Here is a 26138-nt window from a genome sequence, read left to right as displayed (position 1 = left end):
ACTGAAAAATGAGGTGGGCAGGGTCACACCTCGCGCAGGCTCTGCGCAGGTTCAATATTAATAGCCCGATAAGCCCCAATACTGGCAACCAGTAGTGCTACCACCACCGTGATTGCCATTGCCAGAAGGCTATGCTCTAAGGTTATTTTGCAAAGCATCTGCCCGGTCGCCTGGCTAGCTGCCAACGCCCGGTTAAAAATCTGACTGGCGATAAGATAGATGCTGTAACCACCCCCATAAGCCAGCAGGCTGAGCAGGCAACCTTGCAACATCACATAGATCCCCACAGCCGGGCCGGTGAAGCCCAGAAGACGCAGTACGGCAATATGTTTACGTTTGCGATCGACGTTGGCGATAAATGAACCGATAAGAGAGGCTATACAGCCAATAAATGCGGTGGCGGCAATGGTATTAAAAATGACTCCCAGCACCCGGTTGATGCTTTTTACATTTTGAATATCCGCCAGCCGGCTGGTGGTTTCGATGCGTTGCGCCCTCAGGTCGCGCTCAAGGCTGGCAACGTGGTCGATGCTTTTGGCATACAATCTGGCGCGGGCATAAAGCGGTGGTTTGTCATTTATCGGCTGGCCGCTATTCACGCCAAGGGCTGAGATAGCGTAGCCGTCTCTGAAATGCTCAAGCATCAGCAGTAACGAGGGCTGGGTAAATAGGGCCGCCCGGTTGAAATACGTCGGCGGTAATATGCCTATGACTGTCAGAATTTTACGCCCCCATTCCCGGCGATCTTCAAGCTGACGACTCACGCGCAGGGTGAGGGTATCGCCGACGTTAACCGCAAGTCTTCGTGCGGCTTCCTGAGTTAAAACGACCTCATTCTCATGGTGGATCTCAAGTTTACCTAATAGCGGATCAGCGAGATCGGTTGGAATCACTTCTGCATTTTCGATGAAATGGCTGCTGTCCACCTGCAGGTCGGCGAGGGTATTGAGTGAACGTGTCTGCCCAATCGCAAAGCCCACGTCGGAACGTTGGCGCAACTGTTCTATCCAGCCTTGATCATAACTGCCACTGCTCAGCATCCTGATTTCCAGATTACGGGGATCATTGGCCAGGTCATCCTGCAACTGGCTGACAATGCCAAACCGTAAACCGAACAGCAGCAAGAGTGGGGCGATAACCGCGACCAAGGAGGACGCAATACAAAAAGAGATAATGCGATCATGCCACAGATCTTGCAGTGCCAGGCGACACAGCAGCAGGGTTCGGTTAAACGACAAAGTGGGTTCCCCTCTTGGCTTGTGCTCCAGGCTGGTCAGATGCATCTGAGTCAAGACGGGCAACTAAACATGGTAAATTGAAACGTTGCACCAGCGGCCAGTCGTGACTGACAACCAGCGCCATCATGCCTTCCTGAGCCACCAGTTCGATAAACAGGCTAAACAGTTGCTGCGCACTGTAGGGATCAAGTGCGGCGGTGGGTTCGTCGGCCAGTACCAACCCGGGGCGGTGCATAATGGCACGGGCAAACGCGGTTCTCTGTCTTTCACCAAATGACAGTTGCGCCGGGTGTTTGCTCAGCAGTGGGCCAAGCTTAAGGGCATCGATGATACGGCTCAGCATGGCTTTATCCGGCACCCTGCCTAGCAACTGGCATGGAAGCCTTATGTTGTCCTGCACGCTCAGAAAGGGGAGCAGCCCCCCATTTTGCAGTACAAATCCCAGACTCCTGGCGCGAATGTCGGCCAATTCCGCTTGCTGATTGCTATTGAGGAGTGCCGCAATATCCCATTTTTTATCATCATGCAACTCGAAACGCCCGACGCTGGCAGGGCGCAGCAATAAGCCGATCGCTTCGAGTAGCGTACTTTTTCCACAGCCGCTTTCACCGGTCACTGCCACTACCTGACCTGGTCGCAGCGTAAGCTGCGGCAGGTAGACATGATGAGCCTGAGCACCGTGCCCCCGTGCGACACACAAATCTTCTATGCATAGCATCAGGGCATCATTTCCAGCGGTACAGGGTATACACGATCGCGGGGATCGCTGCCTTTGGCGAGCTCAACCCAGCGATCAACATCGGCATTATATTTTTGGTAATGGCGCAGTTTGGCCGCAAGAGTGCGGATAAATTTCTCCTGCGACAAGCCATCCCAGCTTTTCCATGTCTCTTCATCAAGATTCAGGACGTCGCTACGATAAGGTAAATCAGCAAGATACTCGCCTAAAACACCGAGATCGTTGATTTTGGTGTTTTCCTGCTGCTTCAGCTGGTTAGGATCGGCACCCATGGTGGCGGCGACGGTACGTAAGCGCTCAAACATTTTATCCGGCGAGATCATGCCTTCATTAGCTGCTTGCAGGATTTGACTCACCACATCGCTCAGATCGCTCAATTGCCCTTTGGTAAGTAGTACGCGGACTTCAGTGGTCGGGATGTTTTGTTTTATAAGGTCGCGATCGCTGATCCAGGCCTTAAACACCAGCGGCGCCTGAGTGTCGTTCTTTTTACCCAGCCAGGCCAACTGCATGGCATGGCCAATCAAGGCGGTATCCCCCAGTAATTTCTCCTCTGAAGTCGCTTTTTTTCCCTCATCTTTAGAATAGATTGCACTGCCGATCGCCGGATCGCCCATATAGGCCGACTTGACCTGTTCCGTGATAGCGGTCGCCAGAGTATCAACCTGCTGACCAAAGGTTTTTAGGTCGCCGGCATCGACCGATTGGTAAAGGTTGGACTGCGTACTGTCAAAGTGGGAGAGATCCTGGTACTGGCCTTCCGCTTTTGCATGGTCGTCTTTGCCTGAAGGCGTTTTCAGGTGGAGGGTATAAATAGCAATACCTTTGTTACCTGCTTCCAGGCGCAGTTGTTTGGCATCAAGACCCGTGGCGGAAAGTTTATTACTGCCCTCAATGGCGCCAGCGTCGGTGATTAAGACGATGTAACGCGCACCGAAAGGACTCCAGTCAATGTTATCGATAGCAGAAAGTACACCTGCATAAGCATCCTCATCATACAAAGAGCTGGATACTTTGGCTTCTTTAAGGCCCGCGACTTTTTTCAGGAAATCCTCACCATCTTTCACCTGATTGGGGTCGGCGAAGATCTTCGAGGTATATTCCAGACCAGGCACGGCTTTGGTGTTCGAGCGGAATGAAACCAGACCAAATTTAACCTGTTCTTGCAGGTGTTCCTGTTTGATCTTGTCGTAAATTTTGTTGACCGCTTCCTTTGTTCGCTCAATGTATGGCCCCATCGAAAAGGTCGAGTCGATAACGAAAACCACCGTGGCATTAAAGCCTTTAAGCTGGTTGATATCATCGCCCTGTTTGGCGTTAGGATCCGCCTTACTGACGGAGGCAACGTTGAGTAAACGGGTGTAGAACCCGCTTTCCGTCATCACCTCTTCACCGCTGAGGATCGGTAAAAGGTAGAACTGCTTTTGCAGGTCAACAAAGTATTCCGGCTCCTGGGCGACGACGCCATCGGCACTCCCGTCGCGTTTCAGATGGGCACGCAAGGGTGCAACTACCGAGACGGGATCAGGAGCAGAGAGAATATCATCCAGGCTCTTTTTATCTTTGAAAAATACTAACCGGTCACGGTTGGCAGGGTTGGTAAAGGACAGGGTTAGTTGCATTTTCCAGTCAACGGTGCATGACTGCGGTAACCAGCCAATGGTCTTGCCATAACTGTCAGGCCCAACCTCGACCCAGCTTTGCCCTTTTACATCCGCTTTTTGATAAACATAAAAGCTGCTAAATGCAGGTTGTAACGTACCCTTATTTTCGCCTGCCGTGGTGCCCAGTTTGCAACCAGGCGTGGTCAGAACCCTTTGAAATAAGGTTTTCTTTCCTTCCTGCAGCAGAGGTTTATTACCCTCTGCTGCCAACGTCTGGCTTGCGAGAAGCAGGCCACATAAGGGCAGAGCCAGTCGAAGAAAATGCGGTTTCATCATTTTCTAAGCTCCCCAAGGCGTTGCTTCGCTTTTTGGTTGTCCGGCTCGTTTTGCAGCACGGTGTCATACCAGTAAGCAGCGGTATCCGAATCGGCGGTTTTGAAACACTCGCTTGGCTTATGATCTTGCGGATCGTATTCACCGGCATAAGCGAGAGCGACCTTTATATCGCCCCCCTGAGCACGGTTGGCGTACAGGCGCTGGGCCACACCGCATTTCTTGGCGTCTTTCGCTGCCTGAATAACGGTCAACAACTTGTCGCTGTCGAGCTTTTGTTGCACACAGTTTTGCACAAAATCGAGTTCACTCAGGCTTGCCAGGTTAGCTGGCGTACACGCACTGGCATCGGGTTTGACTTGCGCTGTTGCCGGGGCTGCGGCAGAGACTTCGGATTGTTTGTCCGCGGTGGCAGGTTGAGTAGGATCGCTGCCACGCCCCATAAACCACCATAGTGCCCCGGCGGCAATCAACAGTACCAGCAGGCCGGCAGCGATCATCGCAACCAGGGCGACATTGCGTTTGGGCTGGGATGGAGCAGGCGTCGGTTCTGCGGGTGTAGGCACGGGTTCTGCGACCGGAACAGGCTCTGGTGTTGGGGCCGCAACGGGGGGAGTCAACACGCTACTGCCGCTGTAGTTGCCTGTTTCTCCACGTGCATCAGATGAGAACAACTCATCGCGCACCAGCTGTAGTGTTGTATTACGGGTTTCACCCGACGGTCGCCTGACCTGAATTTGTACCTGACTTGCGCTCGCCAGCAATGGGTCAAGCAAGCTCGGGCCAATACTAAAACCACTACCCTTGTTAAATGGATAGCCACCCTCGATGGTAAACCAGTGCGGCGCCGGGCTCCAGTTGCTGTCGGGTTGCAGATAGTTTTGCTCATTGTTGCAAAGACTAAAGGTCAGATTTGACAGCACTTCCTCTTCGCCACGCAGGCGAATCATCATTTGCGCAGTACCCGGCTCTGCGGGTTGGCAGGGAAAGATTTTAGCTAGCATGGCAGGTTCTCTTGTTTCATTTGGCCAATGATCTGGCCAAGTTGCCGGTTATGTTCAACGGATATGTCACGGGTGGCGCTATGGTTCGCATTGTCCAGGATGATTTTCATTAATGCCGACAACCAGTCACCCATATAGGCGACACCCGGCTGCGGGGCGACAGAGGCCAGTTGAGGTAGCTCATCGCTGTCAAGTGGTACCTGACGGGCAAAGACTTTCTTCTTCTCACCCACATAGCTATGGGGAATTTGCTCTTCTGGCAAAGAGAGGTAGCCAAACCAGGCAATAAAGTCACGGATTGCCAGTTGGGCACGCAGCACCTGACGCGCCAGCAAATGCTCACGACGTGTACCCGCCTGCTCCTGGCCTGCCAGAGCGCGTTTTAACATGCCCTCCAGATCAAGACGCGTGGCCGCCGTAATCAGCTCTTCGCATAACAGACTGATCATCTCACTGTTCATCCCCAGTTGTTGCCAGTGAGTAATTTGCAGCGGCAGCTCTCTCAGGTGCGCTACCCAGGCTTTGAATGTCTGATGGGCAAACTCGTCATCCCGACCTACGCGTTCCGGCACAGGGCCGGATCCAACCACGTCGGGCTGCACATCAAAAGGCGCATTGCCGAACGGATTGTTGGCAAAGGGGTTATTGCCAAATGGATTAGCAGCAAAGGCATTCTGCGGACGCTGCTCAATGCCTGCTTGCGGCTCTTGATCCTGATTGCGAATACTAAGATAGATATTGTGGAGTTCATGAGAGGGCAAATCCAGGCTGCTGATCATCTCACCCAGACTGTGCGGACAGGCGGAAAAACCGTTCCATAATTCTTTAGCAATGGATTGTTTTTTAACGCTTTGTTCGTCACCATCCTGTTCGTACCAGCGGCCGAGGCGTTGATCTCCTATTTCATTGCGACATTGGAGTAACTGCTCACGCAGGCGCTTTAATTTGAATTCAAGATGGGCGACACCGCGCAAAGCTTCGGTCAGGCGGGAGATCCCCCCATCGTTGAGCTTAAGCATCGCCTGCCACGCCTCATTCGGCCCGGCAACGTGACGGCGTACGTTATTGCAGGTGATAAAAACTCGGCCCATGGTATCGAGCACATCGCGATAGCGTTCAGCGAGAGCCACTTCTTTAAGACTCTCCTGGCCGGGTTCATTTTCAAGTGTCAGGAAGGGGTTATCCATTCCAGGTTTACGTACCAGGAAGCAGTTATCAAACGGCTTGCCGGGTGACCATTCTTTTAACCAGTCGTAAGAGGCAAAACGTTCCAGCAGCGTCATATGCAGCATGCCTTCCCAGGCCTCTTTTAACTGACTTTCTGTTTTTTTCAGATTGTCACTGATGCGCATGTCGCACATGGTAATGGCCCAGAACAAACCGGCTTTACTGTTCCCGCGCTCTTCTGCGGTTTTACCTTGAGTCTTCTCTACCCAGCGTGTAAGTACCGGGCCAACGTCGGAAACGTCGCTTTGCTTAAATGAGCTGGCGCACACCACCAGGGCATTCATTTCCTGGTTATCTGTGTAGCGTTCAAAAAGGTAGGCAACCTTGCCGCGCAGCAACAGTTGCGATACCGGATTCAGGCCATCCTGAGCGGCATCTTTTAGGGCGAGGAGCTTGAGTCGCCCGCGATAGCCGGGGAAGTCGAGTAAATCGACCTGCTCCATCACACTATTATTGGTGACTTCCGCCAGCGGAAAAATGAGTTCAGAGGTCAACGCGGCCAGCTCAGATTGTGACAATACTGCGCTACCGGTTTGCTGATTCTCTTTCCAGAAGCGTATTTCGACGGTGAGATCCTGATGCGAGCCGAGACGATTCAGGCTGTCGACATTCATGATGCTGCCGCTGCTGTGATCGATTAACGTTTCTAAGGGAGCAAATACCATTTTTGCGTGGTTGAGTTTCGCCAGCACATTGGCCAGTGAACGATAGGTCTCGGTCAGTTCAGGCTGTTCACCCCACAGCAGAGAGAAGAGGTCCGCACGTTCGTGCGGGTTGAGCGCTGGTGCGATTTTAAGCACTAGTGGCCACCAGGCGTGCTCAAGCTTCTCCACTGACTTTTTGAATGACGCGTTGAGATAGTCCCAAAGCGCCACCACGTCCTCACTGCTGACACCATTATTGGCGACAGGCTGGCCTGCACGTTGCAGGAAAGGACGCAGGCGTTCTTCAATGCGATTCTCGTCAATTTTGTAATTCAGATGCTCGTGGTTGAAGTCGTTAAACCAGGTGTTGGCGAGGATTTTTGCCAGGTCAATTTCACTGAACAGACGCAAAGGGATCGGGTAACCCACTGGGGCATCGGGCGCGTGTCGGGTAAAACGGGTGACCAGGCCGGTCGCCTCTTTGCCGCCACCTACCGGGTTGACCTCTTTAATAAAGTCCACCACTTTGGTGCCATATCGTGCTTCCAGCTCGCCATTGCTGCCCGCTGCTAATGCCGAAATAAGATAGGACTTACCCGCTTGCGAAATACCGAAGAAACCTACGGTCATCGGGGTAGCTGAGACCTCAGTGAGGCTGTTCGCCAGATTGCGGGTGCGCAGTAAATTCAGGTTGAGCGGGTCTGCTTCGTTGTCCAGGCGGCGAGAGCTTGTTCGCGCGCTGTCAACCCAACTCAGTGCATCCTGACAACCCTGAGCGATAGCAGCCCAACCTTGTTGCAGAGTATTTTGATCGTTGTTCATTACTTTTTCACACTCCCGCTATCGAGCCAGTGTCGACTGTCAATCAGACCCGTATCGGGCATGGTATTGAGTTCCAGCTCTAAATCATTTTTGCTGAAAGTTTTGTCGGTATTGCTACTTACATCAGCGATGGTCAGGCGATCGCTGATAAGCCCCAATTTTCGAGCAGCCTTGCCTTTATCAATGGTCAGTCTGACTTTGAGGTACGGGGAACCGCTGTCCATGGATGTCGCTTTGGAGAATTTTTCACGTCCCGACTCGCTAAAACGCAGTGTGTATAAAGGTGCTGCAGACCAGCGTTCTGCGTCCAGTTGGCGATAACCTAAGCGCAGGTCGCCACGCATGACGATGCTTTGCGTCGTGGCCTCCCCCTCCTGACTCATAATCACCGGCAATTTAATCTGTCCGTTTTCTGATGCGATATGACGATAGACAACGTCGGCATCGTGGATCAGGTTATCCATATCGATGATGCCGATATGGCGAATGGTCGAATAGGGTTTCAGCGCCGAGATGCGGAAATGGAAGTTGGGAATGCTGTGGTTAGCACACAGCTGCGAGAGCATTGCGCCGACTGAGGCGGTGCTCTTCGGGTCGTCAATATGGCCGTTTTTATGGAACGGATACCAGGTACCTGTCCGATAGCTATGCAGCGCTAAAATGCGTCCCGGAGGTAATGGCAAATTGCGACGGACGATGGCCTGAATACCTGGCAGTTGTGACGGGCGACCGGTAAGCAGCAGCAGGTCGCAGTGGTAACAGGATAAAACCTCGCACAGCGTGGTAAGGACTTTATCGATGTTGAACTTACCTGAGCACAAATCATTGTGCATCTTCGCAAGCGTCAGATTGAGGCTGATGTCAGCCAGTTTGAAATCATTAGGACCACCCGCTTTTTGCACTTCTCTGCGTACAAAGGCCTCAACCTCTTCACTGATACTGCCAGCAGGCAGTAATTCACTGACACGTTGGTTGATGAGCAAATGTGTCTGTTCATTCTGCGGGTCATATTGCTCATAAAGGGTCAATATGTGCAGAGCCAGTGGCACAAACAACTGTAAGCTCAGTTGCTGACGCAGCACCGCTTCGGCGGCACTGATGTTTTGTGAACCGCAAAGCTGGGACATCAGAGTTTCGACTGTGCGTACGCCCACTTCACGCAGTGATAACTCGAAAGCGGGAAGTACGTAAGACTGAATCACATCTAACAGAATGTCATCGCCTGCGATTTTAAAGCTGTCACGAAAACGCTGGTGGGGGATGATATGCACGTTTGCGCCGCCACCGGAAACCCCATTACGATCCAGTCGATAGTCAGTGATGACCAGGTCCGTGGTGCCACCGCCGATATCAATTGACGCAATGGTAATGGTTTCCCGATCCTGACGATCCGGGCGACCCAGAGTATCGAAAAACACCTCAGGGTGACCGGCGAAGTTCTGGTTTATCTCAGTATAGAGATACACCAGCTGAGCACAGGAGGCCTCGTCCCATTCCACGCGGATTTTAGGCAGTGGGATCTTGATATTCCCCTTGCTGTGGTCTTCGAGTTCGTCGGCATAAGGATCATTCTCACCGGTATGCCACCGCAGAGATTTCCACACTAAACCCACAGCCTGACGCATTCTTTCATCAAAAATACAGCGTTCAGCCATCGGCAGACCAGGGGGAACAGTCAGAATAATATGGCGAAGTTGACGAGGCAGACCGGCGTGGCCTTCGCGAATACGCTGTTCCGGGCTATTGATTTGGCTGATTGCCTGGGTCAATACCTCCGATAACATAAAGGTCATCAGGGAACTGCGTGAGTAGCGTGGTGTGAAGACCGGAATGCGATCCATCTCGTCTTCAATGGTGTGCAGCGCCTCGCCTTTTTCATCAATTAAATTGGCAAAGGGGGCGGCAGTCGCCAGAGGGTTGGTATCCTGCACATAGCTGCCGTTAAAGCGCCAGCCCTGACTGTAAAATTTCTCATCCCACAAATAACGTTTGGGGCTGGATAACCCTGTCGAGCCTTCGCTCCCCCGACGGCGTGAGGCTAAACGGCTGGCTTCACCACCAATGCGGGCTATTGTCGGCCACTGGAATGCGTCGTGGCGGCCGCTGCGCACCGAGCAATGATCTTTGCCAAAAAATGCCTGTGAGAACTCGACCTTGCTTTCAAAGGGTTCGGTATAGACATGTTCGGGAGCGCTAAGATCGCGCAGTTTCAGCACATAATTATGCATTAACCCGGATCCTGACTGTCCGTGATCTTCAATTAAAATGCCGCAGGTACGAGAGTTACCCACATCAAGGATCAGATCGACCGGGATCGGTTTGATGGCGTTAACTTCCCGATTGGCGATCATCTTAAATTGTGGCAGTTCGACAGAGGACTCTGTCTGGGTTTGCAGCCCTTCTAGCGGAAGAGCCATTAACGCCAGCAGATTAAGATAGTGCGCCAGCGGATATTGCTGAGCTATCTCATCCTCGCGTTCGTCGATGTCCCGGCCTTTGCTGGCTTCTTTAAAGACTTCGATCAGCCAGTCTTTTACCCAGTCCTGAGTCAGATACCAGTTGAGCGCGTAGGTGGCGGTAGCCACTGCAAAGGTCGCACCGGCATTCACGTCCTCATTATTTGGACTGAGATCGGCTGCTGATTGCTGTTTTGCCATGATGCGGGTATCGATAGCCAGCGTCATACGGTGGCTATGACCATCCATATCAGGTTCAGGCAGTTTCACTATACGAAAGCGTGCCCAGTTCAATGGTCCTTCCTGGTAAATATTCGGCAGGCTAAAACGAAACAGAGGAAGAGGCAGCCAGACGCTATCAAGCAATTTAAGGCTCTGCTCGACAGGAACATCGTATTGGCTTTTAGCCTTCTCGATGTTGTCAGGTGTCGGCTGATAAAAATAGTAATCACGCTGCTCGTTGTAAATGAGACGAGTGAGTACGCCGTTTGCGAGTTTGACAAATTCACCCGCAGGCTGGCGTTTGAGGTTTAAGCCGAAATCCATAAACTGAATTCCGGAGTCACCGACCAGTGTGATCTGACGATCAAAAGAAACAATCTCAGGCAACATAATGTAATTCGTCCCTGTTTAAGTATTGGGTTGAAGCATACGAATGGGGAAAGTTTTGTCCCCATCATTGTTGCCGACACAATCGGCGTGACCAGAAGCTGGCGATTTGCACTCTATTTGGGGGCCAATAAAGTTTGATCCATCGCTGCATTTCATCTGCCCGGGATTGGTAATGTTGAGTGCACCTTGTTGCACACTCCCTCGGGCCGCGCCGATACAGGTGACGCCATTTGACTGACGTACGCTGACCGAGCCATTACCCTTGTCAAAGTTGTATTGCAATTGCAAAGGGCGCCCAGTGAGTTTGTCCTGAATACCGCCATTGACCCGCCATTGCCCGTTAAGAAACTGAGCCGGGCCATTAGGTAAGTTGGCGGGAAGCGTCAGTGGTTTACCCTGAACGGGTATCACTGGCGGCACGGTATTGGGAACCACAGCGGGCTTCTGAGACGCGTTATTTTGTGTCTCAGTAGGGGCTGGCGGAACCATATCAGGCGCAGGTTCAGTATCAGGGGCTTCGCTATTGCTCAACGGTTCATGCCCCTCGCTGGCAGTATCAGTTGCTTCCAGGGCAGGGGTGCCAGCTCCCGCAGCAGGAGCGTGAGCACCCTGCGGAGACTGATTTGCATTGGCTGAACCATCTACCGGTGCGCGCATGGCTGCGTTGGTTTCAACGGTTTTCACCGGGACATTCACGTTGGGGATTACAGGGATATTTCCCTCTAAGGTTTTGCTATTCCCGGCATCGCTGACTGGCTGATTGAGGTTTTTCTCACCGTTGAATCCTGTCAGACCTGGGAGTGAGAGGGATGGAACACACCCACGGAGTAATCCCAGCAACAGTGCAAGTAAAAGCAGGGCTACAAGTAACCAGAGCAACCAGCGCCAGTTCCAGCGTCGGGTGCGTTTCTCTGTCTCGGTAATGTGAATAGCGGGGGATGCTGGTTGCGACATCGGCGGAGCCAATGGGGGTACGGGTGTTTGCACTGGTACTGAGGAAGGTTGTAACCAGTGCATGGGATTATGCTGCTCGCCAGTGGGGTGAATAAAGCCCCAAAAAGTAATGACCAGCACCCCGTTAACCAGATACAGAAATTCATTATCGGGGAAGTGGACAACCGATTTTAATAATTGCGCAAACACTCGCCGATCGCCGCCTGCGCCACTTTTTTCTGCATTAAACATCTGCTCGCTTAATGCCTGTACTGCCATCTGGAAATCGTTGAATTGCTGACGTGCGGAGGCTCGCTCGCTTTCAGTTGCACCGCTCCACGGAATGACATCACCGGAAAAACTGCTGTACCAGTCGGTCCGATCACCGCCCTGATCATTTTGCGGGACGGCAAGATGTCTGGCCAGGTCGCGCCCGGCATCCAGACGGTAAATGGCTTCACGTAGCTGAAATGCCATCTTAAACACCGGATAGCCGGTTTCACCCAGAGCCTTAAACGAAGAGTTATTCCCGGTACGTAACAGGGGTCCCTGAATCGAATTTCGCATTGTCTAAACCTTTTAAGGCTGTTAATTCACGCAAGTCATATGAATGTGGTTAATTTTTGCTTGCACCAGGTGTCCATTCGAAGCCCCAGCCATAATGTTTATCCAGTGACTGCCGGTCGCGGAAGAAGCTGTTGAGGCGCTCAACTTTGATGTCGCCATCAACATTCTTTAATCGGGCGATTGCCGCGACATTATTGAGTTCACTTCCATTAACCAGCGTGGAAGTGATAGGTTGCTGATCCGGGACATAAATAGTGATAGTGGCACCAGTGCCCTGCCAGTTATCCGAACCGCCGTAGATGAAGCTGTAAATCAGCACTTCATCAATTTCCTGCCATTGACTGCCGTTGATAAAGAGCCATTCCCCATCCTGGTCGCCGCCGCCACGCAGATCTTTTTGCAACAACATATAGGGAGATTTGTCGTAATTGCCGAGGAATTTACTGAGCGCCTCAACCCCACCTTTCTTACCATTTTTAAAACGAACAAATGCCGCAATATCCAGATCCACCGGCTCCTTATGCTGGCCCTGTTGCCAGGTCAGATTAACCTTGATGCGCCCGAAGTCTTTTCTTTTTTCGAGATTGATGCTCGGGTTATTCTCCGTTAACTGGGTATTTTTCGGGGATGAGTCGGTTACCGCTGTCGGCGTTTCGACCGGCACGGGAACGGCGGCATCTGGACGCTTATGACAGATAAACCACCACCAGGCGAGTGCCAGCAAAAGCAAAAGCAATAGCAGCAGCAACAGCCAGGGCAGGAATCGTCGCCACCATGGCACCGGAGCCAGCGCAGCAGGTACAGGGGCTTCCTGTACCGGGATTGCCCAGTTGATTAATACGGGTTCGCCACCGACGCCATAACAGGTCAGTTCCTGTGAATGAGCGAGCAACGTTTGTAACGCCTGAGCCGGTTTGGCTTCCCCACGGGCTTTTAGCTGTTCAATCAAGCCAGCAATCGTATTCTGATACTGCTGGCGCTTGTCCTGGACCTTGAGTTGTTCGGCGTCGCTCAGTGCTGACTGCGGGGTTGCAAGCCCTTGCCGCTCTGTCCACCACTCCAGATTCCCTTCGGCACTTCGGCGTGCCGTCGCATAAAGTAGCGCAAGGGAAGGGGGAAGATAACGGTGTATAACAGCGACCGTTTCCTCATAGGTAGTGAGAGTAGAATCATCAATTGGCACTGATCTTATTAATCGTTGCATAGCCCGGATTCATTGTTGTTGTCATTGGCATCAGACACTGGCCAGCAATGTGACGGCCATAAAAGGGCGCCACGCTAACGGCGCTTTTACTGAAGCGTGTTGGCTTGCTCAAGCGCGGCAACTCTTTTTTTGGCGTCAGCAATTTTCTTTTCAATAGCCGTAATTTCACTGGCGCTACTGGCTTGTTGAGATTGGCGTTGCAGTTCTTGCAACTGCTTAATCTCTTGCTGGCGCTGCTTATTATTCACTTTGCCCGACTGGAGTTTTTTGAGCGTCTGCGCCAGATCGGATTGCGCCGCCTTTAACCTGGTTTGTTCATCGGTCAGTTTTTGGCTCGAGGTTTGTTCCCGTTTTTGGGTATCCGCAAGGTCTTGTCGCGCAATTTTATTGTCTCGCTGGCTTTGCAATATTTGGTGCTCTTGCTCGTCGACTTTTTGTCTATATCCACCGGAGGTCGCGCAGCTCAGTTTGGTAATAAAACTGGGATCCTGAGCATGTAAATCGCACTCCTGAGGAGATGTGGTACATCCGGCAAGTAACAGCGAAGCAAGTAATACGTATTTTCTCATGAAGTAACCCATGAATTGAGAATGCTGAATAAAATGCCGCATACGGCAATAGGCATAAATAAGGCCGATAATAATATCGGCCCGTCATTATCAACCCAGTGAAATAGCCTGGCGTTGGCTGTATAAACCATTCGCTTCTGATTCCAGAGCGGTAATCTGACCATTGAGTTGGCTATACTCGGTATTCAGAGTTTTCAACTTGCCTTTATCTGCTGCGTTGTCCGTTTTTTGATCCTGCAGCGCCACTTTATAGCCAGCGGTTTTTTCTTTCATGACCTTGATTTTGTCTTTCATGACTTTGATATTGGTATCAACCTGTGCCAGTTCTTTATTAGCACTGGCTTTATCAAAGCCAGCATTGTCTTTCTGAAGGCTAATTTTGGTCAGTGCGGCATGGTTATCACTGATAACCTCTTTCATGGCGGCGCTTGTTTTCGCTACGTCAGCGGTATCTTTGCTGATGTCTTTATCCATCGCCTGCAGGCGATCTGCGGTGGTGGCGTAATCTTTCTTCAAACTGTCCAGGTAGTAGTTTGTAGCGATACCTGCAGCACATCCGGCGGCGCCACCTGCTGCGGCACCGATCAAGACCTTCTTGCTATCGCCAGCCAATGCACCAGCCAGTGCACCAAGACCAGCACCCGTTAACGCGCCCACGCCACAGCCTTGGGCTGCTGAGCTACTAAATAACTTGGATTGTTCGCCACTGGTTAGTCGCGGATCGGGTTTGGTGCCAGATAAGAGAGAGCTACCTGTATTGGCACAGCCGCCAAGAAGAAGGGTCATAGAAACAAGAAGACAGGTTGCGCTACGCTTAAACTTATTCGCCATCGTTTTATCCTTAAATTATCGAATGGAGCAGCGTCAAGAAAGTGTGCTGTCCATAGACACTATTGCTGTAATAAATTTTTTAAAATTCTGAGTCGTTCATTATTCTTGCAGCATAAAGCTCAATTTATCATCGCTTCAGAGAATGACGATTTTCAGACCATCGTATTTGTTCTCGCCTCTTAAAATGGCTGAATAAAGGCATGATGGTCATGAGTTCTGAAAGCGCTAAACAAATATCGGCAAACAAACTCAAATCTTTAGTGCTGAAGAGGAAAATAGTCGCATTTTTTTAAGGGAGTGTGTTCAGCTTGCTGATGGAGTATTTGATGGGGGTTCTGCGGTTTCTGTATCGGTCATCAGTCCTTGCTGTTCAGACCTTGAAGGGGGCTTATGGTGGGCAGTCCGCAAACCGGGCAGTTGTTATGCGTAGGAACCGGTTGCGGCAGCGCGTTTTTTACAGTGGCTGCCGGGTCTTTGCAGTGCTCAGCGCGTCAGTTCATCGGATAAGCCGTAAGCTGGCGTGTTTTAGTCATATTGTTGTTGGCTTTTTCACACAACTCGAACAGCGCAGGGATAAGGTGGGCCGAGGCTTTCAGGTAACCACTGACCTGCGCAATCCCTTCAGGGGGGAGTGTCTCGCAATTCTCCAGACCTTCGCTCAGGCACAGTAAACCCTGGCACAACCCTTCGGCTGATTCGGACGCCAGCGCGCTGAGATCGTAGAGTTGTGCCTCGGCAAAGTGTCCTACGTCCAGCTCGGAAATCAGTGAACGAAATACGGTGATGGAATTAGCGGTGAATGCGGTGTTGTCGGTATCAGTCATGATGATCATTCCATTGTCAGTGAGTTGAAATCCCTTTTCCGGCCGGGAAGTTGCCGCTGCGAGGTCACTCTATCTTTGTTGAAGATTCAAAGAAATAGCCTGTATGTATTTACAGTGTTTTGTTGCGAGAGTTGGAAGGCAACTCGCAATTTTTGGCGCAGCGAAGAGAGCCTAATTCGTGGGATTTATACCGTAATAGGAATTTTTAGGCAGTTTTGGTTTTTGCGAGATGTTTTGGAAAAGGGGATGAATTTAAACGTGTAAACGGGGGGTTATCGCGCCTAACTTTGGTAAAAGTGGTCAAACTATTCAAAAAATAAATGCATGAGTTGTATGGAGTCAAGAACGCCTTATACTTCCAACCTATTGATTCAACTAACAGGTGTCGATAGATGGCGGATGAAGAGGTTTGCGTAGTTCTCTCTGAGAATGACGTATCAAAGTGGGATGATAAAACTGGTGAGCGATATCATTTTCCTAAGCAGTATCAAAAATCACTCCGCCCTGGCATGCGTTTTGTGTATTACAAGGGCAGATTAAAGCCCGAGAATAAACAGTATTCCTCACAGCGTTTATCAAGTGAACCACACTATTTTGGCATTGGCCGCATAAGTGAAATCAAACCCGATGAAGCAGGGCATCTTTATGCTGTTTTGACAGACTTTCAGCAGTTTGAGCAAGCTGTGCTGGCTAAAAATGCTGGCGCTTATTACGAAGAAATCCCTGAGCAGCAGAAATCCAATTACTGGCGTTTCAGTGTTCGTCCTATTTCAGCAGATGTCTTTGCTGACATCGCCGTAGCCGCCGCGCTAACTGAACCTCGCCACATCATCGGCGATATTAAAAATGAAGCGGTGCATGTTGAAAATGAAGCTGACGAAGAATCGCTGGTTTCTTACCAAGAAGGTAAAAAATCTTCCAAGTTTGTCACCATTTATGAAAGAGATCAGAGGCTAAAAAAACTCGCTAAAAGTTATCACGGCACTACTTGCTATGCCTGTGGCTTTAATTTCGAAAATTTCTACGGAGAATATGCAAAAGACTTTATCCATATTCATCACGTGGTGCCGGTTTCAGAGTTTGGCCAATCAAAAGCAGTGGATTATAAAACGGAACTCGTTCCCGTTTGTGCTAACTGCCATGGGATCATTCATCGCAAAAAAGACCGCACGCTTTCAATTGATGAATTAAAAAGCATGATCGCTGCAAGTCAAAAAACGCCCTAACAAGGGCGTTTTAACGTCTTGCTAATCCCCTCCTAAAAAATCCTCCCCATCTCCAGCTGCCCCATCAGTAACGCGTTATCACTGTAATCCACCGGCACGGCGACGACGGCGGGGCCTTGTACGTCCATGGCGGCGCGGAGTGTGCTTTCCAGCGTTTTGGCGGAGGTGACGGCAAAACCTTTGGCGCCGAAGGCGTCGGCGTAGGCTTTGAAATCTATCGGGCCGAACTGGATACCGGAGGTGCGGTGGTATTTTTTCTCTTCCTGGATGGCCACCATGTTGTACGCCTCATCAACCCAGATGATGTGCAGCAGGTTGACGCCCAGGCGGACGGCGGTTTCCAGTTCCATGCTTGATTGCATAAAGCCACCGTCGCCGGAAACGGACACCACTTTGCGGCCCGGATCGACCAGCGCGGCACCGATAGCCCACGGCAATGCGACGCCCATGGTTTGCTGGCCGTTGGAAATCAGCACCTGACGGGCGCGGAAACTGTAGAGGTAGCGGGCGATCCAGATATGGAAACTGCCCATGTCGACGCACAGTGTGACGTCGCTGTTGACGATGTCCTGCATCGCGCGCACCAGGCGCAGCGGGTGGATTGCAAACTGATTCAGGCTGCGGCCTTTCTGAGCCAGCAGCTCACGTTGCTGGCGGCGATCTTCGAGGATCTCGACAGATGACGCGCTCAGATCGATGCGCTGATGGATCTGTTCGGTCAGCAGATCCAGCGTGTCGGCGATGTCGCCCACCAGCTCGACGTCCGGCAGATAATCGCTGTCCGTTTCGGCGGGCATGACGTCGATATGCACCAGTTCGGCGTTGTCGTTACTCCACTGCGCCGGTTCGTACTCGACCGGGCTGTAACCGATGGTGATCACCAGATCGGCATTACGCAGCAGGCGGTCACCGGCCTGATTGTTGAACAAACCGACGCGCCCGGCGAAGCGGTGGAAGGAAGCCTGATCAATAACGCCCGCCGCCTGATAAGTGCTGGTCACCGGCAGATCGCTTTTATGCAGCAGACGGCGGATCGCTTCGGCGTTACGCGGCTGGCTGGCCATCAGGCCGAGCAGCAGCACCGGATTTTTGGCCTGTCGCAGCAGGCGCGCCACTTGCATGATCGCATCGTGCGGCGCGCTGCCGAGCACCGGTGCCTGCGAGGTCAGCAATTTGCCGCTGGCCGGTTCGTTGACGATATCCATCGGCAGGCTGATAAATGCCGCGCCGGGGCGGCCAAACTCGGCGGCGCGAAAGCCGTTCGCCAGCACTTCGGCCAGCGCGGAAGGGGAGGTGACTTCAGCGGAATACTTCGTCACCGGGCGAAACATTGCGACGGTGTCCATGGTCTGGTGCACCTGTTTGACGTGGTCGGCGCGTTTTACCGCACCGCCCAGCGCAACCAGCGGATCGCCTTCGGAGGTCGCGGTGGCGACGCCGGTGATAAGGTTCGAGCAGCCGGGACCGGAGGTGACCAGCGCGACGCCCGCTTTACCGGTCAGGCGGCCAACCGCGCCGGCCATAAAGGCGGCGTTGGCTTCGTGACGGACCGGGATCAGCGTAATGCTGGAATCGAGCAGAGAGTCAAAGACGCGATCGATTTTTGCGCCGGGAATGCCGAATACGTGTTTTACACCCTGGGCTTCAAGCTGCGCGACCACCAGATCCGCACCGCATTTCCACTCGGTTTTACTGTCTGAATTTTTCATGGTGTCACTCCTTCGATGTGGCGGTGATTAACTTTCAACGGACTGGATGGCGTCGTTCAAATCATCCGGGCATAAATTGGCGTGCAGGAAATCGCTGTCATGCGGGAAGTCGATCAGCAATTTTTCAACGGTGCCGAAGGTCAGCGTGCCGCTCTCCACCTGATAATCCAGCACGTGGCCGCCGCTGCTGCGTTCCTGATTAATAAAGTGTTCGTGGTATCCGGCGACGTTGATGCCCTGCATATAAGCAGGGGTCAGAAACCCAATCAGCACGCCCTGGCTGTGTTCGATATGGTATGTCGGCTGGGCTTCGATGGCTTCGAGCATCGGTTTATAAGGCCGGTGCTGTTCCGGCACGGTGCGCGTCTCGACCCGGCTGAATCTCCCGTCAATGCGCAGCGCGCAGAAGGTGTTCTGGCTGGCGACAACCTCGTCGATCACGTGATGGATCTGCTCGCGGCTGTGCGGACGTTCGATGTGGTATTCATGGGTGGGATTAAAGAATGTCATGACGGCGAACGGCGTTTTTTGTTCCGGGCTGGCACGTCGTGCGCTGCCGTCGCCGCGCAACTGGAAGATGTTGCTGTTAAAGGCGATCAGCTCACCGTCGAGATGGTTGAAGGTGCCGAGGCCAAAATCGCCATGCCGGAGCAGGTCGGCCATCGTCGTCTCGCCCTCATAAACGCCGCTGAGCAGGGCGCTCATCAGTGATGACTGATACAACACGCGGTCAGGATGTTGTTGCTTAAACGCCGTGGCCGTGCGGGCGATATCGGCGACGCAGGAACAGGAATCGGAATGGTTTTTCATGCAGAGCTCCGGATGGAATGATTAACTTAGCTAACTAAAGGTTGACGCCATTCCGCCCTGAGTTCCAATATGAGGAGGTGTTCACTTTGAGACGTTTTTGATATGGAACTGCGTCATCTGCGCTATTTTGTGGCGGTGGCAGAGACGGGGCACTTCACCCGTGCTGCTGAACAACTGGGCATCTCCCAGCCTCCTCTGAGCCAGCAAATCCAGCGGCTCGAACATGAAATCGGTACCCCTTTACTGAAACGCCTGACCCGTGGCGTTGAGCTGACTGAAGCCGGAAAAGTGCTGTACGACGAGGCGCTCAATATCATCAAACTGACCGATGCCGCCCTTGAGCGCACGCGCTCGGTGGCCCGTGGCATGAGCGGCACGCTGCGCATCGGTTTTGCGACTTCGACCGCGTTTAATCCGCAGGTTTTTTCGCTCTTACATCGCTTTCGGGATAAATATCCGGGCATGGTGATGGAGCCGCAGGAAAAAGACATGGCAGGGCTGATGACCGCGCTGGGCGAGGGCGCGCTCGATGTGGCTTTTATTCGTCTGCCCTGCGAACGCAGCAAAGCGTTCAGTTTTAAGGTTCTGGATATTGAAGAGATGATGGTGGCGCTGCCGAAAACGCATCCGCTCAGCCAGGGGAAGGACGTCCGGCTGGCGGCATTGCGTCACGACGCGCTGATCACTTTTCCACGGGATTTATCGCCGGGGTTGTACGATGCGGTGACGACGGCCTGCGAAGAAGCGGGTTTTTCGCCGCGCTATGGTCAGCAGTGTCCGCAAATCACGTCATCGCTGAGTATGGTGGCGACAGGATTTGGTTACGCGCTGGTGCCGGCGTCGCTCGGTAAAATTGATGAGAATAATGTGCGCTGTCTGCCCATTGCCGGGCAGACATTGACGACGCAGATAGCGCTGGCGTGGCGCAGAACGGATAACTGCAAGGCCGCGCTGCATCTGGTGGGGTTGTTATAGCTACACCACAATAATCACAGACACCCGACGGTTCTGCGCGCGTCCTTCCTGCGTTTTATTGCTGGCGACCGGCTGGCTCTGGCCTAATCCGCGCGTGTGAATATTGGCGCGTGGCATGCCGGCCTGAGCAAAGGCCGCGGCGACGGTGTTGGCGCGGCGCAGTGACAGATCGTTGTTGTAGCCGACATCACCGTAGTTGTCGGTGTGGCCGTCGAGATTCACTTTCATCAGGCCAACATGCAGCAAATCGCTGGCAAGTTTTTCGACCGTTTTTTCACTTTCCGGTGAAAGCGTCGCCTGATTGTTACCAAACAGCACTTTCGCATCCAGACCCAGTTCCCAGCCTGCGGCCGTCTGCGTGAAGCCATTTTTTTGCAAAACAGCGATCTGTTCCGCAGTGAGCCCAGCGGGTTTGGTCTGGCAGGCGGCCAGCAGCAAAATGCACAGTCCCATCGCGGCGAACTGATACCAGGTTTTCAATGTGTTATACGCGTGCATGGTGGTGTTAACTCCTTTTAGTCTTTCGTCACGACGGTCAGCGGCATGCCTGTTGAAACATGCCAGCAGCTGCCTGATATTTTTTTCGAGCGGTACATCGCTTCATCGGCTTTTTCCAGTAACTCTTTAGCGCTGTGTGCCTGTGAAGGTGACAGCGCGATACCAATACTCAGCGAAACATCCAGCGTCTTGTTGTTGAGCAATATCACCGGCGTTTTCATGGTATCGACAATGCGTTCGGCAAAGGCCACCGATTCGGCGGTAGAGTTCATCGGGTCAAGCAGAATGGCAAACTCATCGCCACCCAGGCGCGCCAGCACATCGCCTTCACGCAGGGTCTTCGACAGACGTTCGCCAATCACCATCAGCACCCGATCCCCTGCCGCATGGCCGAGTGAATCGTTGATCTCTTTGAAGTTATCGACATCAATAAACAGCAGTGCCAGAGACAGCGGCGGGCGCATCGGATTGAAGCACTGATTGAGGGTATCAATAAAGAACGCGCGATTATGCAGACCGGTCAGGCCGTCGTGCAACGCTTTTTTGGTCAGGGATACGTTCTCGTTTTTCATGTGATTTTCCCAGGCTTCCAGCTCCGTCAGCAGGCTGTTGAAGTCCTGACTCAGCGTATGCAGTTCGGCAACCGGCGCGGAAGGGACGCGCAGATTAAAGGAGCGGTTAGCGCTCACTTCGTGGGTAACCCGCGTGATATGGCCGAGTGCGTCCACGATGCCTTTTTGCATCCGCCGCGAGAAATAGAGCGCAACCAGCGCCGTCAGAACCAGGCAGCCAATCAGGCTGAGCACTGTCTCCAGAAGGAAGCCGAGCAGGCTGGTGCCGTTGCCGGTAAGCCAGACGGTGCCGATCACCGAACCGGAATGAATGACCGGCAGCGTCACCGGATCCGGGAAAGCAAGATGTCCGATGAACTGCCCCAGTTTGTCCCAGTTCCCTTCCGTCGGGCGTTGCCATTCGGCGAAGGTATTGCCCGCCGGGGTCAGGATTTTCGCCTGCGAGAAATCTCCCCGGTCGGCAATGAAAATCAGCGAATCATGGGCGGCAGAGGCATCGTTAAACACCAGCGCGGCTTCTGTGGTGTAGCTGATCGCACGCGCGGTCAGCTGCAGATTACTTTCCGCATGTGAGCGCAGGGCAATCAGCGCCAGTAAAGTCAGTAAAAAGCCCGCCAGGCCGATCGCCGTCAAAATCACAATAACGTGGATGCGGTTGAGCGCAGCGCCCAGGGTTTTACGCGGGCGCGGCTGTTCAACCTCAGGAACAGGAATAGTTTTATTCTTCATCGTTACTCCTTTTCCCTGGCAAGTTGTAATACGGCGGGATTTACCCGCACGCCGCTGCGTGACAGCGTATCCAGGTTCAATTTAAACCCGGTATGTTGAGGGGTGATCACCAGACAAAAGGCATTGAGTAATGCACAGCCGTCATCCTGCTCACTGATGGTCAGTACCGCGTGGCCTGTGAGTCGCTGGTTTAAATCTGCCTGCTGTTCCGGCGAGGTGTAGCCTGAGTAAATGGCGTCACACTGCGTCGCCAGCATCGGGCTGTCGAAAGGGTAAGTCATCACGTTGAGCGGTCTGCCGGAGAAAGCACTGCCATCGGGCGTTAACTGCGCCGCAAATTTTACCGGGGGAATGATGCAAAGCCGCAACGCAGTGGAAGAAGCCTCCCCCGCGGGCCAGCGCGAATAGCTGAGGATCCCGTTAACGGTCTGGGCGACGCTCGCCTCCTGCGCCACGTCATCACGTGTTTCTGCCACGCTTTGCGTCAGCGGGGCGATAGTGAGAAAAATGAGCATGGCAAAGCCGTACATCGCCTTTAATAACCGGCGGTTATGCGTCTTCACTGACAGGCAAAAAGAATGTCGGGCTTTGTCCATGGGCTCGCTCTGCGATTCATCCGGTTAAAATTGTTTCACCGGCGTAAGAATAACTTTATCGGCAATACTTCTGAAAGCGTCAGTAAAAAATTTATCTGCCCGTAAACCGGCACAATTGTGCTGATTTGTTGACATGGAGGCAGACACATCAGGGAATACTGAAGAAGTCTTAATGTAATTCGTTTTCGCATTGTTTATTTATTGAACATATATTTTGCCTGGCTGAGCCGTTAAATAATCCAACTTGTTTGTATTTCAACCGTTAATTAAATAATAGTCACGGCGATAACAAATAATTCGTTAAGAATAATGTTATCAGCCTCTCCTTTTGATGAAATTAAATTGGAGAAAATGTTAATGGTTTGGAATTTAAAGGAATATTAGGCGGCTATTTTAGGATATTCGTGACCATGATCTCAAAGCCACGCGGTTACCCAGATTTTTATGCTACGGATAGGTATCATGCCCGCATTAATGGTATGTTTTATCCGTCAGGATGGTTTTTTTGATGACGGGTGCAGTGAAAAAAACATCAACCATTCTGGGGAAAACGAATTACTTTATAAATAAGCATTGAGGGATTATGGATAACACAACTATTGGAACGCTGTCTAAAGAGTCAGTCAGTTCCTGGCGTAAAACCGATACCATGTGGATGTTGGGTCTGTACGGAACAGCAATTGGGGCAGGTGTTCTTTTCTTACCGATTAATGCCGGTATTGGCGGATTAATACCGTTAATTATTATGGCTATCCTGGCATTTCCAATGACGTTTTTCGCTCACCGCGGATTAACCCGATTTGTTTTATCAGGGAAGAATGCCGGTGAAGATATTACCGAAGTGGTAGAAGAGCATTTTGGTATTTCCGCCGGTAAGTTAATTACGCTGCTTTATTTCTTCGCGATTTACCCGATCCTTTTGGTTTATAGCGTTGCTATCACCAATACCGTTGAGAGCTTTATTACTCATCAGATGCATCTGACAGCACCTCCGCGCGCATTATTGTCGCTGGTATTGTTGTTAGGCTTAATGACGCTGGTGCATTTCGGTCAGGATCTGATCGTCAAAGCGATGAGCATTTTAGTCTTCCCGTTCGTGGCGGTATTAATGGCGCTGGCGCTGTACCTCATCCCAAACTGGAACACCACAGTCTTTGAGAATGTCTCCCTGTCCGGTAACGGCGTAGGGCACGGCATGCTGATGACCCTGTGGCTGGTTATTCCGGTGATGGTGTTCTCCTTCAACCACTCGCCAATTATCTCTTCTTTTGCGGTCGCAAAACGTAAAGAGTACGGCGACGACGCTGAGAAAAAATGCTCACGCATTCTGGCATTTAGCCACATCATGATGGTGCTGACGGTGATGTTCTTCGTCTTCAGCTGCGTCCTGAGCCTCTCTCCGGCAGACCTGATGGAAGCCAAAGCGCAGAACGTTTCTATTCTGTCGTATTTAGCCAACCATTTCTCTAACCCGGTGATTGAATATATCGCTCCATTTATTGCCTTTATTGCAATTACCAAATCTTTCCTCGGGCATTATCTGGGTGCACGTGAAGGTTTTAACGGCATGGTGATTAAATCACTGCGCAGCAAAGGGAAAACAATTCCATTACCTAAGCTCAACCGTTATACCGGCATCTTCATGTTAGTCACGGCCTGGGCGGTTGCCACGCTGAACCCAAGTATTCTGGGTATGATTGAAACCCTCGGCGGCCCGATTATTGCGATGCTATTATTCCTGATGCCTATGTATGCCATTCGTAAAGTCCCGGCAATGAGAAAATACAGCGGCCACATCAGTAATGTTTTCGTGGTAATTATGGGTCTGATTGCCATGTCAGCCATTGTATTTAGCCTGATTGGTTAATCATTAAAACAGAAATAAAGTGAGCGGGAATATTCCCGCTCGCTGTTTCCTGCACCTCTTTTCCTGTTATTTCCCGTAATCCTATTCAGACATGGAGTCCACCGTGATCAGCGTCTTCGATATTTTCAAAATTGGTATTGGTCCTTCCAGTTCGCATACTGTTGGCCCGATGAAAGCCGGGAAAATATTCACTGATGAACTTATTTCTTTAGGTCATCTCGCACAGACCACCCGCGTGGTGGTAGATGTTTACGGGTCTTTATCTTTGACCGGTAAAGGTCACCACACCGATCTGGCCATCATTATGGGGCTGGCCGGAAATATGCCGGATGACGTTGATATTGATGCGATTCCTGGGTTTATTCGTCAGGTTGAAGCCACCGGACGTCTGATGCTCGGCAAGGGCGCCAAAGAGGTCGATTTCCCGGCGAATTCAGGCATGAATTTCCACACCGGTAATCTGCCGCTGCATGAAAACGGCATGTCCATCAGCGCCTTTAACGGCGATGATCTGCTGTATACACAAACGTATTACTCCATTGGCGGCGGCTTTATCGTCGAAGCCAGCAAATTTGGGCTTCAGGATGAAAACCCTGTCGTGCGTCCGTATCCGTTCCGCTCGGCCAGTGATTTGCAAAAACACTGCACCGACACCGGTCTGTCGCTCTCCGCGCTGATGCTGCAAAACGAACTGGCGGGCCATTCGCGCGTGGAAATCAGCGAACATTTTGCGGCGATCTGGAATGTCATGAGCGAAGGCATTACCCGCGGAATTCACACCGAAGGGTTGCTGCCGGGGCCGATGAAAATCAACCGCCGCGCCGCCGCGCTGCGGCGCATACTGGTGACGCAGGACAAAAATAATGTCGATCCGATGGGCGTGGTGGACTGGATCAATATGTACGCGATGGCGGTGAACGAAGAAAATGCCGCCGGTGGCCGCGTGGTCACTGCACCCACTAACGGCGCGTGCGGTATCATTCCTGCGGTGCTGACCTATTACGATCAGTTTATCCGCCCGATTAGCCCTGATTCGTACAGCCGTTTCTTCCTCGCATCAGGCGCGGTCGGCATTCTGTTTAAGATGAATGCGTCGATTTCCGGTGCAGAAGTCGGTTGTCAGGGCGAGGTCGGCGTGGCCTGTTCCATGGCGGCAGCGGGTCTGACCGAGTTGCTGGGCGGCAGCACCGCGCAGGTATTTATGGCGGCAGAAATCGCGATGGAGCACCACCTCGGGCTGACCTGCGATCCGCTGGCCGGACAGGTTCAGGTGCCGTGCATCGAACGTAATGCCATCTCTGCGGTGAAAGCGGTCAACGCATCGCGTATGGCACTGCGCCGCACCAGCGAGCCGCGCGTGTGTCTCGATAAAGTCATCGAAACCATGTACGAAACCGGTAAGGACATGAACTCAAAATACCGTGAAACGTCTACCGGTGGTCTGGCGATAAAAGTCCTGGCTTGTAACTGATCTCTTTCCTTCATATTTCCTAAAAGGCGGGAAACCGCCTTTCTCGTCTCCTTCCCGATTTTCCTCCTGTGCTATGTT

20 protein-coding genes are annotated in these 26138 nt (G+C 52.1%); 4 read left to right on the top strand and 16 right to left on the bottom strand.

What is annotated here, in order from left to right:
• Positions 1–23: 23 nt before the first annotated feature.
• From ED901_RS01130 to ED901_RS01080, 11 genes are all read right to left on the bottom strand, one after another.
• Positions 24–1238: an ABC transporter permease gene (locus ED901_RS01130; protein WP_122094313.1), complete on the bottom strand. Its 1215-nt coding sequence runs from the start codon at positions 1236–1238 to the stop codon at positions 24–26.
• On the bottom strand, positions 1228–1956 hold the full coding sequence (locus tag ED901_RS01125; RefSeq protein ID WP_122094311.1) for an ABC transporter ATP-binding protein: 729 nt from the start codon (positions 1954–1956) through the stop codon (positions 1228–1230). Before ED901_RS01125 ends, ED901_RS01130 begins: the two co-directional genes overlap by 11 nt.
• Positions 1956–3917 carry a vWA domain-containing protein gene (locus ED901_RS01120; RefSeq protein ID WP_122094309.1) on the bottom strand — a complete coding sequence of 654 codons (1962 nt, stop codon included), beginning with the start codon at positions 3915–3917 and terminating at the stop codon, positions 1956–1958. Before ED901_RS01120 ends, ED901_RS01125 begins: the two co-directional genes overlap by 1 nt.
• Positions 3914–4918: a hypothetical protein gene (locus tag ED901_RS01115; RefSeq protein ID WP_122094307.1), complete on the bottom strand. Its 1005-nt coding sequence runs from the start codon at positions 4916–4918 to the stop codon at positions 3914–3916. Before ED901_RS01115 ends, ED901_RS01120 begins: the two co-directional genes overlap by 4 nt.
• The gene (locus tag ED901_RS01110) at positions 4912–7611 is read right to left on the bottom strand and encodes a putative virulence factor (protein WP_122094305.1); all 2700 of its coding nucleotides are present in this window, start codon (positions 7609–7611) and stop codon (positions 4912–4914) included. The genes ED901_RS01115 and ED901_RS01110 overlap by 7 nt, the downstream gene beginning before the upstream one ends.
• Positions 7611–10679, bottom strand: a complete 3069-nt coding sequence (locus tag ED901_RS01105; protein WP_122094303.1) for a virulence factor SrfB — start codon at positions 10677–10679, stop codon at positions 7611–7613. The genes ED901_RS01110 and ED901_RS01105 overlap by 1 nt, the downstream gene beginning before the upstream one ends.
• Positions 10680–10697: 18 nt before the next feature.
• On the bottom strand, positions 10698–12179 hold the full coding sequence (locus ED901_RS01100) for an SrfA family protein (protein ID WP_122094300.1): 1482 nt from the start codon (positions 12177–12179) through the stop codon (positions 10698–10700).
• Positions 12180–12228: 49 nt separating this feature from the next.
• The gene (locus ED901_RS01095; RefSeq protein WP_122094298.1) at positions 12229–13383 is read right to left on the bottom strand and encodes a tellurite resistance domain protein; all 1155 of its coding nucleotides are present in this window, start codon (positions 13381–13383) and stop codon (positions 12229–12231) included.
• Between the two features lie 86 nt (positions 13384–13469).
• Positions 13470–13952 carry a hypothetical protein gene (locus ED901_RS01090; protein WP_122094602.1) on the bottom strand — a complete coding sequence of 161 codons (483 nt, stop codon included), beginning with the start codon at positions 13950–13952 and terminating at the stop codon, positions 13470–13472.
• A 90-nt stretch (positions 13953–14042) separates the two neighbouring features.
• Positions 14043–14783 (bottom strand): hypothetical protein, encoded by a 741-nt coding sequence (locus tag ED901_RS01085; protein ID WP_122094296.1) that lies wholly within the window; start codon positions 14781–14783, stop codon positions 14043–14045.
• Between the two features lie 491 nt (positions 14784–15274).
• Positions 15275–15607, bottom strand: coding sequence for a hypothetical protein (locus tag ED901_RS01080; protein ID WP_122094600.1), 333 nt, complete (start codon positions 15605–15607; stop codon positions 15275–15277).
• Positions 15608–15999: 392 nt separating this feature from the next.
• Here ED901_RS01080 and ED901_RS01075 point away from each other — a divergent pair, with 392 nt between their 5' ends.
• Positions 16000–16833 carry an HNH endonuclease gene (locus tag ED901_RS01075; protein WP_122094294.1) on the top strand — a complete coding sequence of 278 codons (834 nt, stop codon included), beginning with the start codon at positions 16000–16002 and terminating at the stop codon, positions 16831–16833.
• Positions 16834–16865: 32 nt separating this feature from the next.
• Here ED901_RS01075 and alsS read toward each other — a convergent pair whose 3' ends face one another.
• Together alsS and budA are read right to left on the bottom strand one after the other, a co-directional pair.
• Positions 16866–18542 (bottom strand): acetolactate synthase AlsS, encoded by a 1677-nt coding sequence (gene alsS, locus ED901_RS01070; RefSeq protein WP_122094292.1) that lies wholly within the window; start codon positions 18540–18542, stop codon positions 16866–16868.
• A 27-nt stretch (positions 18543–18569) separates the two neighbouring features.
• A complete protein-coding gene (budA, locus tag ED901_RS01065) occupies positions 18570–19352 on the bottom strand; it encodes an acetolactate decarboxylase (protein WP_122094290.1) in 783 nt (260 codons plus the stop codon).
• Between the two features lie 102 nt (positions 19353–19454).
• Here budA and ED901_RS01060 point away from each other — a divergent pair, with 102 nt between their 5' ends.
• A complete protein-coding gene (locus ED901_RS01060; protein ID WP_122094288.1) occupies positions 19455–20327 on the top strand; it encodes a LysR family transcriptional regulator in 873 nt (290 codons plus the stop codon).
• On the opposite strand, the gene ED901_RS01055 is transcribed toward ED901_RS01060, so the two are convergent.
• Genes ED901_RS01055 through ED901_RS01045 form a run of 3 tightly spaced genes read right to left on the bottom strand, consistent with a single transcriptional unit; the run spans position 20328 to position 22722 of the window.
• A complete protein-coding gene (locus ED901_RS01055) occupies positions 20328–20825 on the bottom strand; it encodes an OmpA family protein (protein WP_122094286.1) in 498 nt (165 codons plus the stop codon).
• Positions 20826–20842: 17 nt separating this feature from the next.
• A complete protein-coding gene (locus tag ED901_RS01050) occupies positions 20843–22126 on the bottom strand; it encodes a diguanylate cyclase domain-containing protein (protein ID WP_056776596.1) in 1284 nt (427 codons plus the stop codon).
• A gap of 2 nt (positions 22127–22128) precedes the next feature.
• The gene (locus tag ED901_RS01045) at positions 22129–22722 is read right to left on the bottom strand and encodes a YfiR family protein (RefSeq protein WP_240993851.1); all 594 of its coding nucleotides are present in this window, start codon (positions 22720–22722) and stop codon (positions 22129–22131) included.
• A 583-nt stretch (positions 22723–23305) separates the two neighbouring features.
• On the opposite strand from ED901_RS01045, the gene ED901_RS01040 reads away from it, so the two are divergent.
• The gene (locus ED901_RS01040; RefSeq protein ID WP_056776603.1) at positions 23306–24589 is read left to right on the top strand and encodes an HAAAP family serine/threonine permease; all 1284 of its coding nucleotides are present in this window, start codon (positions 23306–23308) and stop codon (positions 24587–24589) included.
• A 103-nt stretch (positions 24590–24692) separates the two neighbouring features.
• The gene (locus ED901_RS01035; protein WP_122094284.1) at positions 24693–26060 is read left to right on the top strand and encodes an L-serine ammonia-lyase; all 1368 of its coding nucleotides are present in this window, start codon (positions 24693–24695) and stop codon (positions 26058–26060) included.
• Positions 26061–26138 lie beyond the last annotated feature (78 nt).

It is taken from the genome of Rahnella sp. Larv3_ips (assembly GCF_003697865.1).
Classification (GTDB): domain Bacteria; phylum Pseudomonadota; class Gammaproteobacteria; order Enterobacterales; family Enterobacteriaceae; genus Rahnella; species Rahnella rivi.
The sequence above is the reverse complement of the archived record's forward strand: the minus strand, read 5'-3'. Positions and strand labels throughout refer to the sequence as shown.

What these genes read in the sequence shown, in the direction of transcription:
- ED901_RS01060 (WP_122094288.1), top strand. Translation starts at nt 19,455, where the DNA reads ATGGAACTGCGTCATCTGCGCTATTTTGTGGCGGTGGCAGAGACGGGG.
- ED901_RS01075 (WP_122094294.1), top strand. Translation starts at nt 16,000, where the DNA reads ATGGCGGATGAAGAGGTTTGCGTAGTTCTCTCTGAGAATGACGTATCA.
- ED901_RS01090 (WP_122094602.1), bottom strand. Translation starts at nt 13,952, where the DNA reads ATGAGAAAATACGTATTACTTGCTTCGCTGTTACTTGCCGGATGTACC.
- ED901_RS01100 (WP_122094300.1), bottom strand. Translation starts at nt 12,179, where the DNA reads ATGCGAAATTCGATTCAGGGACCCCTGTTACGTACCGGGAATAACTCT.
- ED901_RS01085 (WP_122094296.1), bottom strand. Translation starts at nt 14,783, where the DNA reads ATGGCGAATAAGTTTAAGCGTAGCGCAACCTGTCTTCTTGTTTCTATG.
- ED901_RS01050 (WP_056776596.1), bottom strand. Translation starts at nt 22,126, where the DNA reads ATGAAGAATAAAACTATTCCTGTTCCTGAGGTTGAACAGCCGCGCCCG.
- ED901_RS01095 (WP_122094298.1), bottom strand. Translation starts at nt 13,383, where the DNA reads ATGCAACGATTAATAAGATCAGTGCCAATTGATGATTCTACTCTCACT.
- ED901_RS01120 (WP_122094309.1), bottom strand. Translation starts at nt 3,917, where the DNA reads ATGATGAAACCGCATTTTCTTCGACTGGCTCTGCCCTTATGTGGCCTG.
- ED901_RS01080 (WP_122094600.1), bottom strand. Translation starts at nt 15,607, where the DNA reads ATGACTGATACCGACAACACCGCATTCACCGCTAATTCCATCACCGTA.
- ED901_RS01115 (WP_122094307.1), bottom strand. Translation starts at nt 4,918, where the DNA reads ATGCTAGCTAAAATCTTTCCCTGCCAACCCGCAGAGCCGGGTACTGCG.
- ED901_RS01105 (WP_122094303.1), bottom strand. Translation starts at nt 10,679, where the DNA reads ATGTTGCCTGAGATTGTTTCTTTTGATCGTCAGATCACACTGGTCGGT.
- ED901_RS01045 (WP_240993851.1), bottom strand. Translation starts at nt 22,722, where the DNA reads ATGGACAAAGCCCGACATTCTTTTTGCCTGTCAGTGAAGACGCATAAC.
- ED901_RS01125 (WP_122094311.1), bottom strand. Translation starts at nt 1,956, where the DNA reads ATGCTATGCATAGAAGATTTGTGTGTCGCACGGGGGCACGGTGCTCAG.
- ED901_RS01055 (WP_122094286.1), bottom strand. Translation starts at nt 20,825, where the DNA reads ATGCACGCGTATAACACATTGAAAACCTGGTATCAGTTCGCCGCGATG.
- ED901_RS01110 (WP_122094305.1), bottom strand. Translation starts at nt 7,611, where the DNA reads ATGAACAACGATCAAAATACTCTGCAACAAGGTTGGGCTGCTATCGCT.
- alsS (WP_122094292.1), bottom strand. Translation starts at nt 18,542, where the DNA reads ATGAAAAATTCAGACAGTAAAACCGAGTGGAAATGCGGTGCGGATCTG.
- budA (WP_122094290.1), bottom strand. Translation starts at nt 19,352, where the DNA reads ATGAAAAACCATTCCGATTCCTGTTCCTGCGTCGCCGATATCGCCCGC.
- ED901_RS01040 (WP_056776603.1), top strand. Translation starts at nt 23,306, where the DNA reads ATGGATAACACAACTATTGGAACGCTGTCTAAAGAGTCAGTCAGTTCC.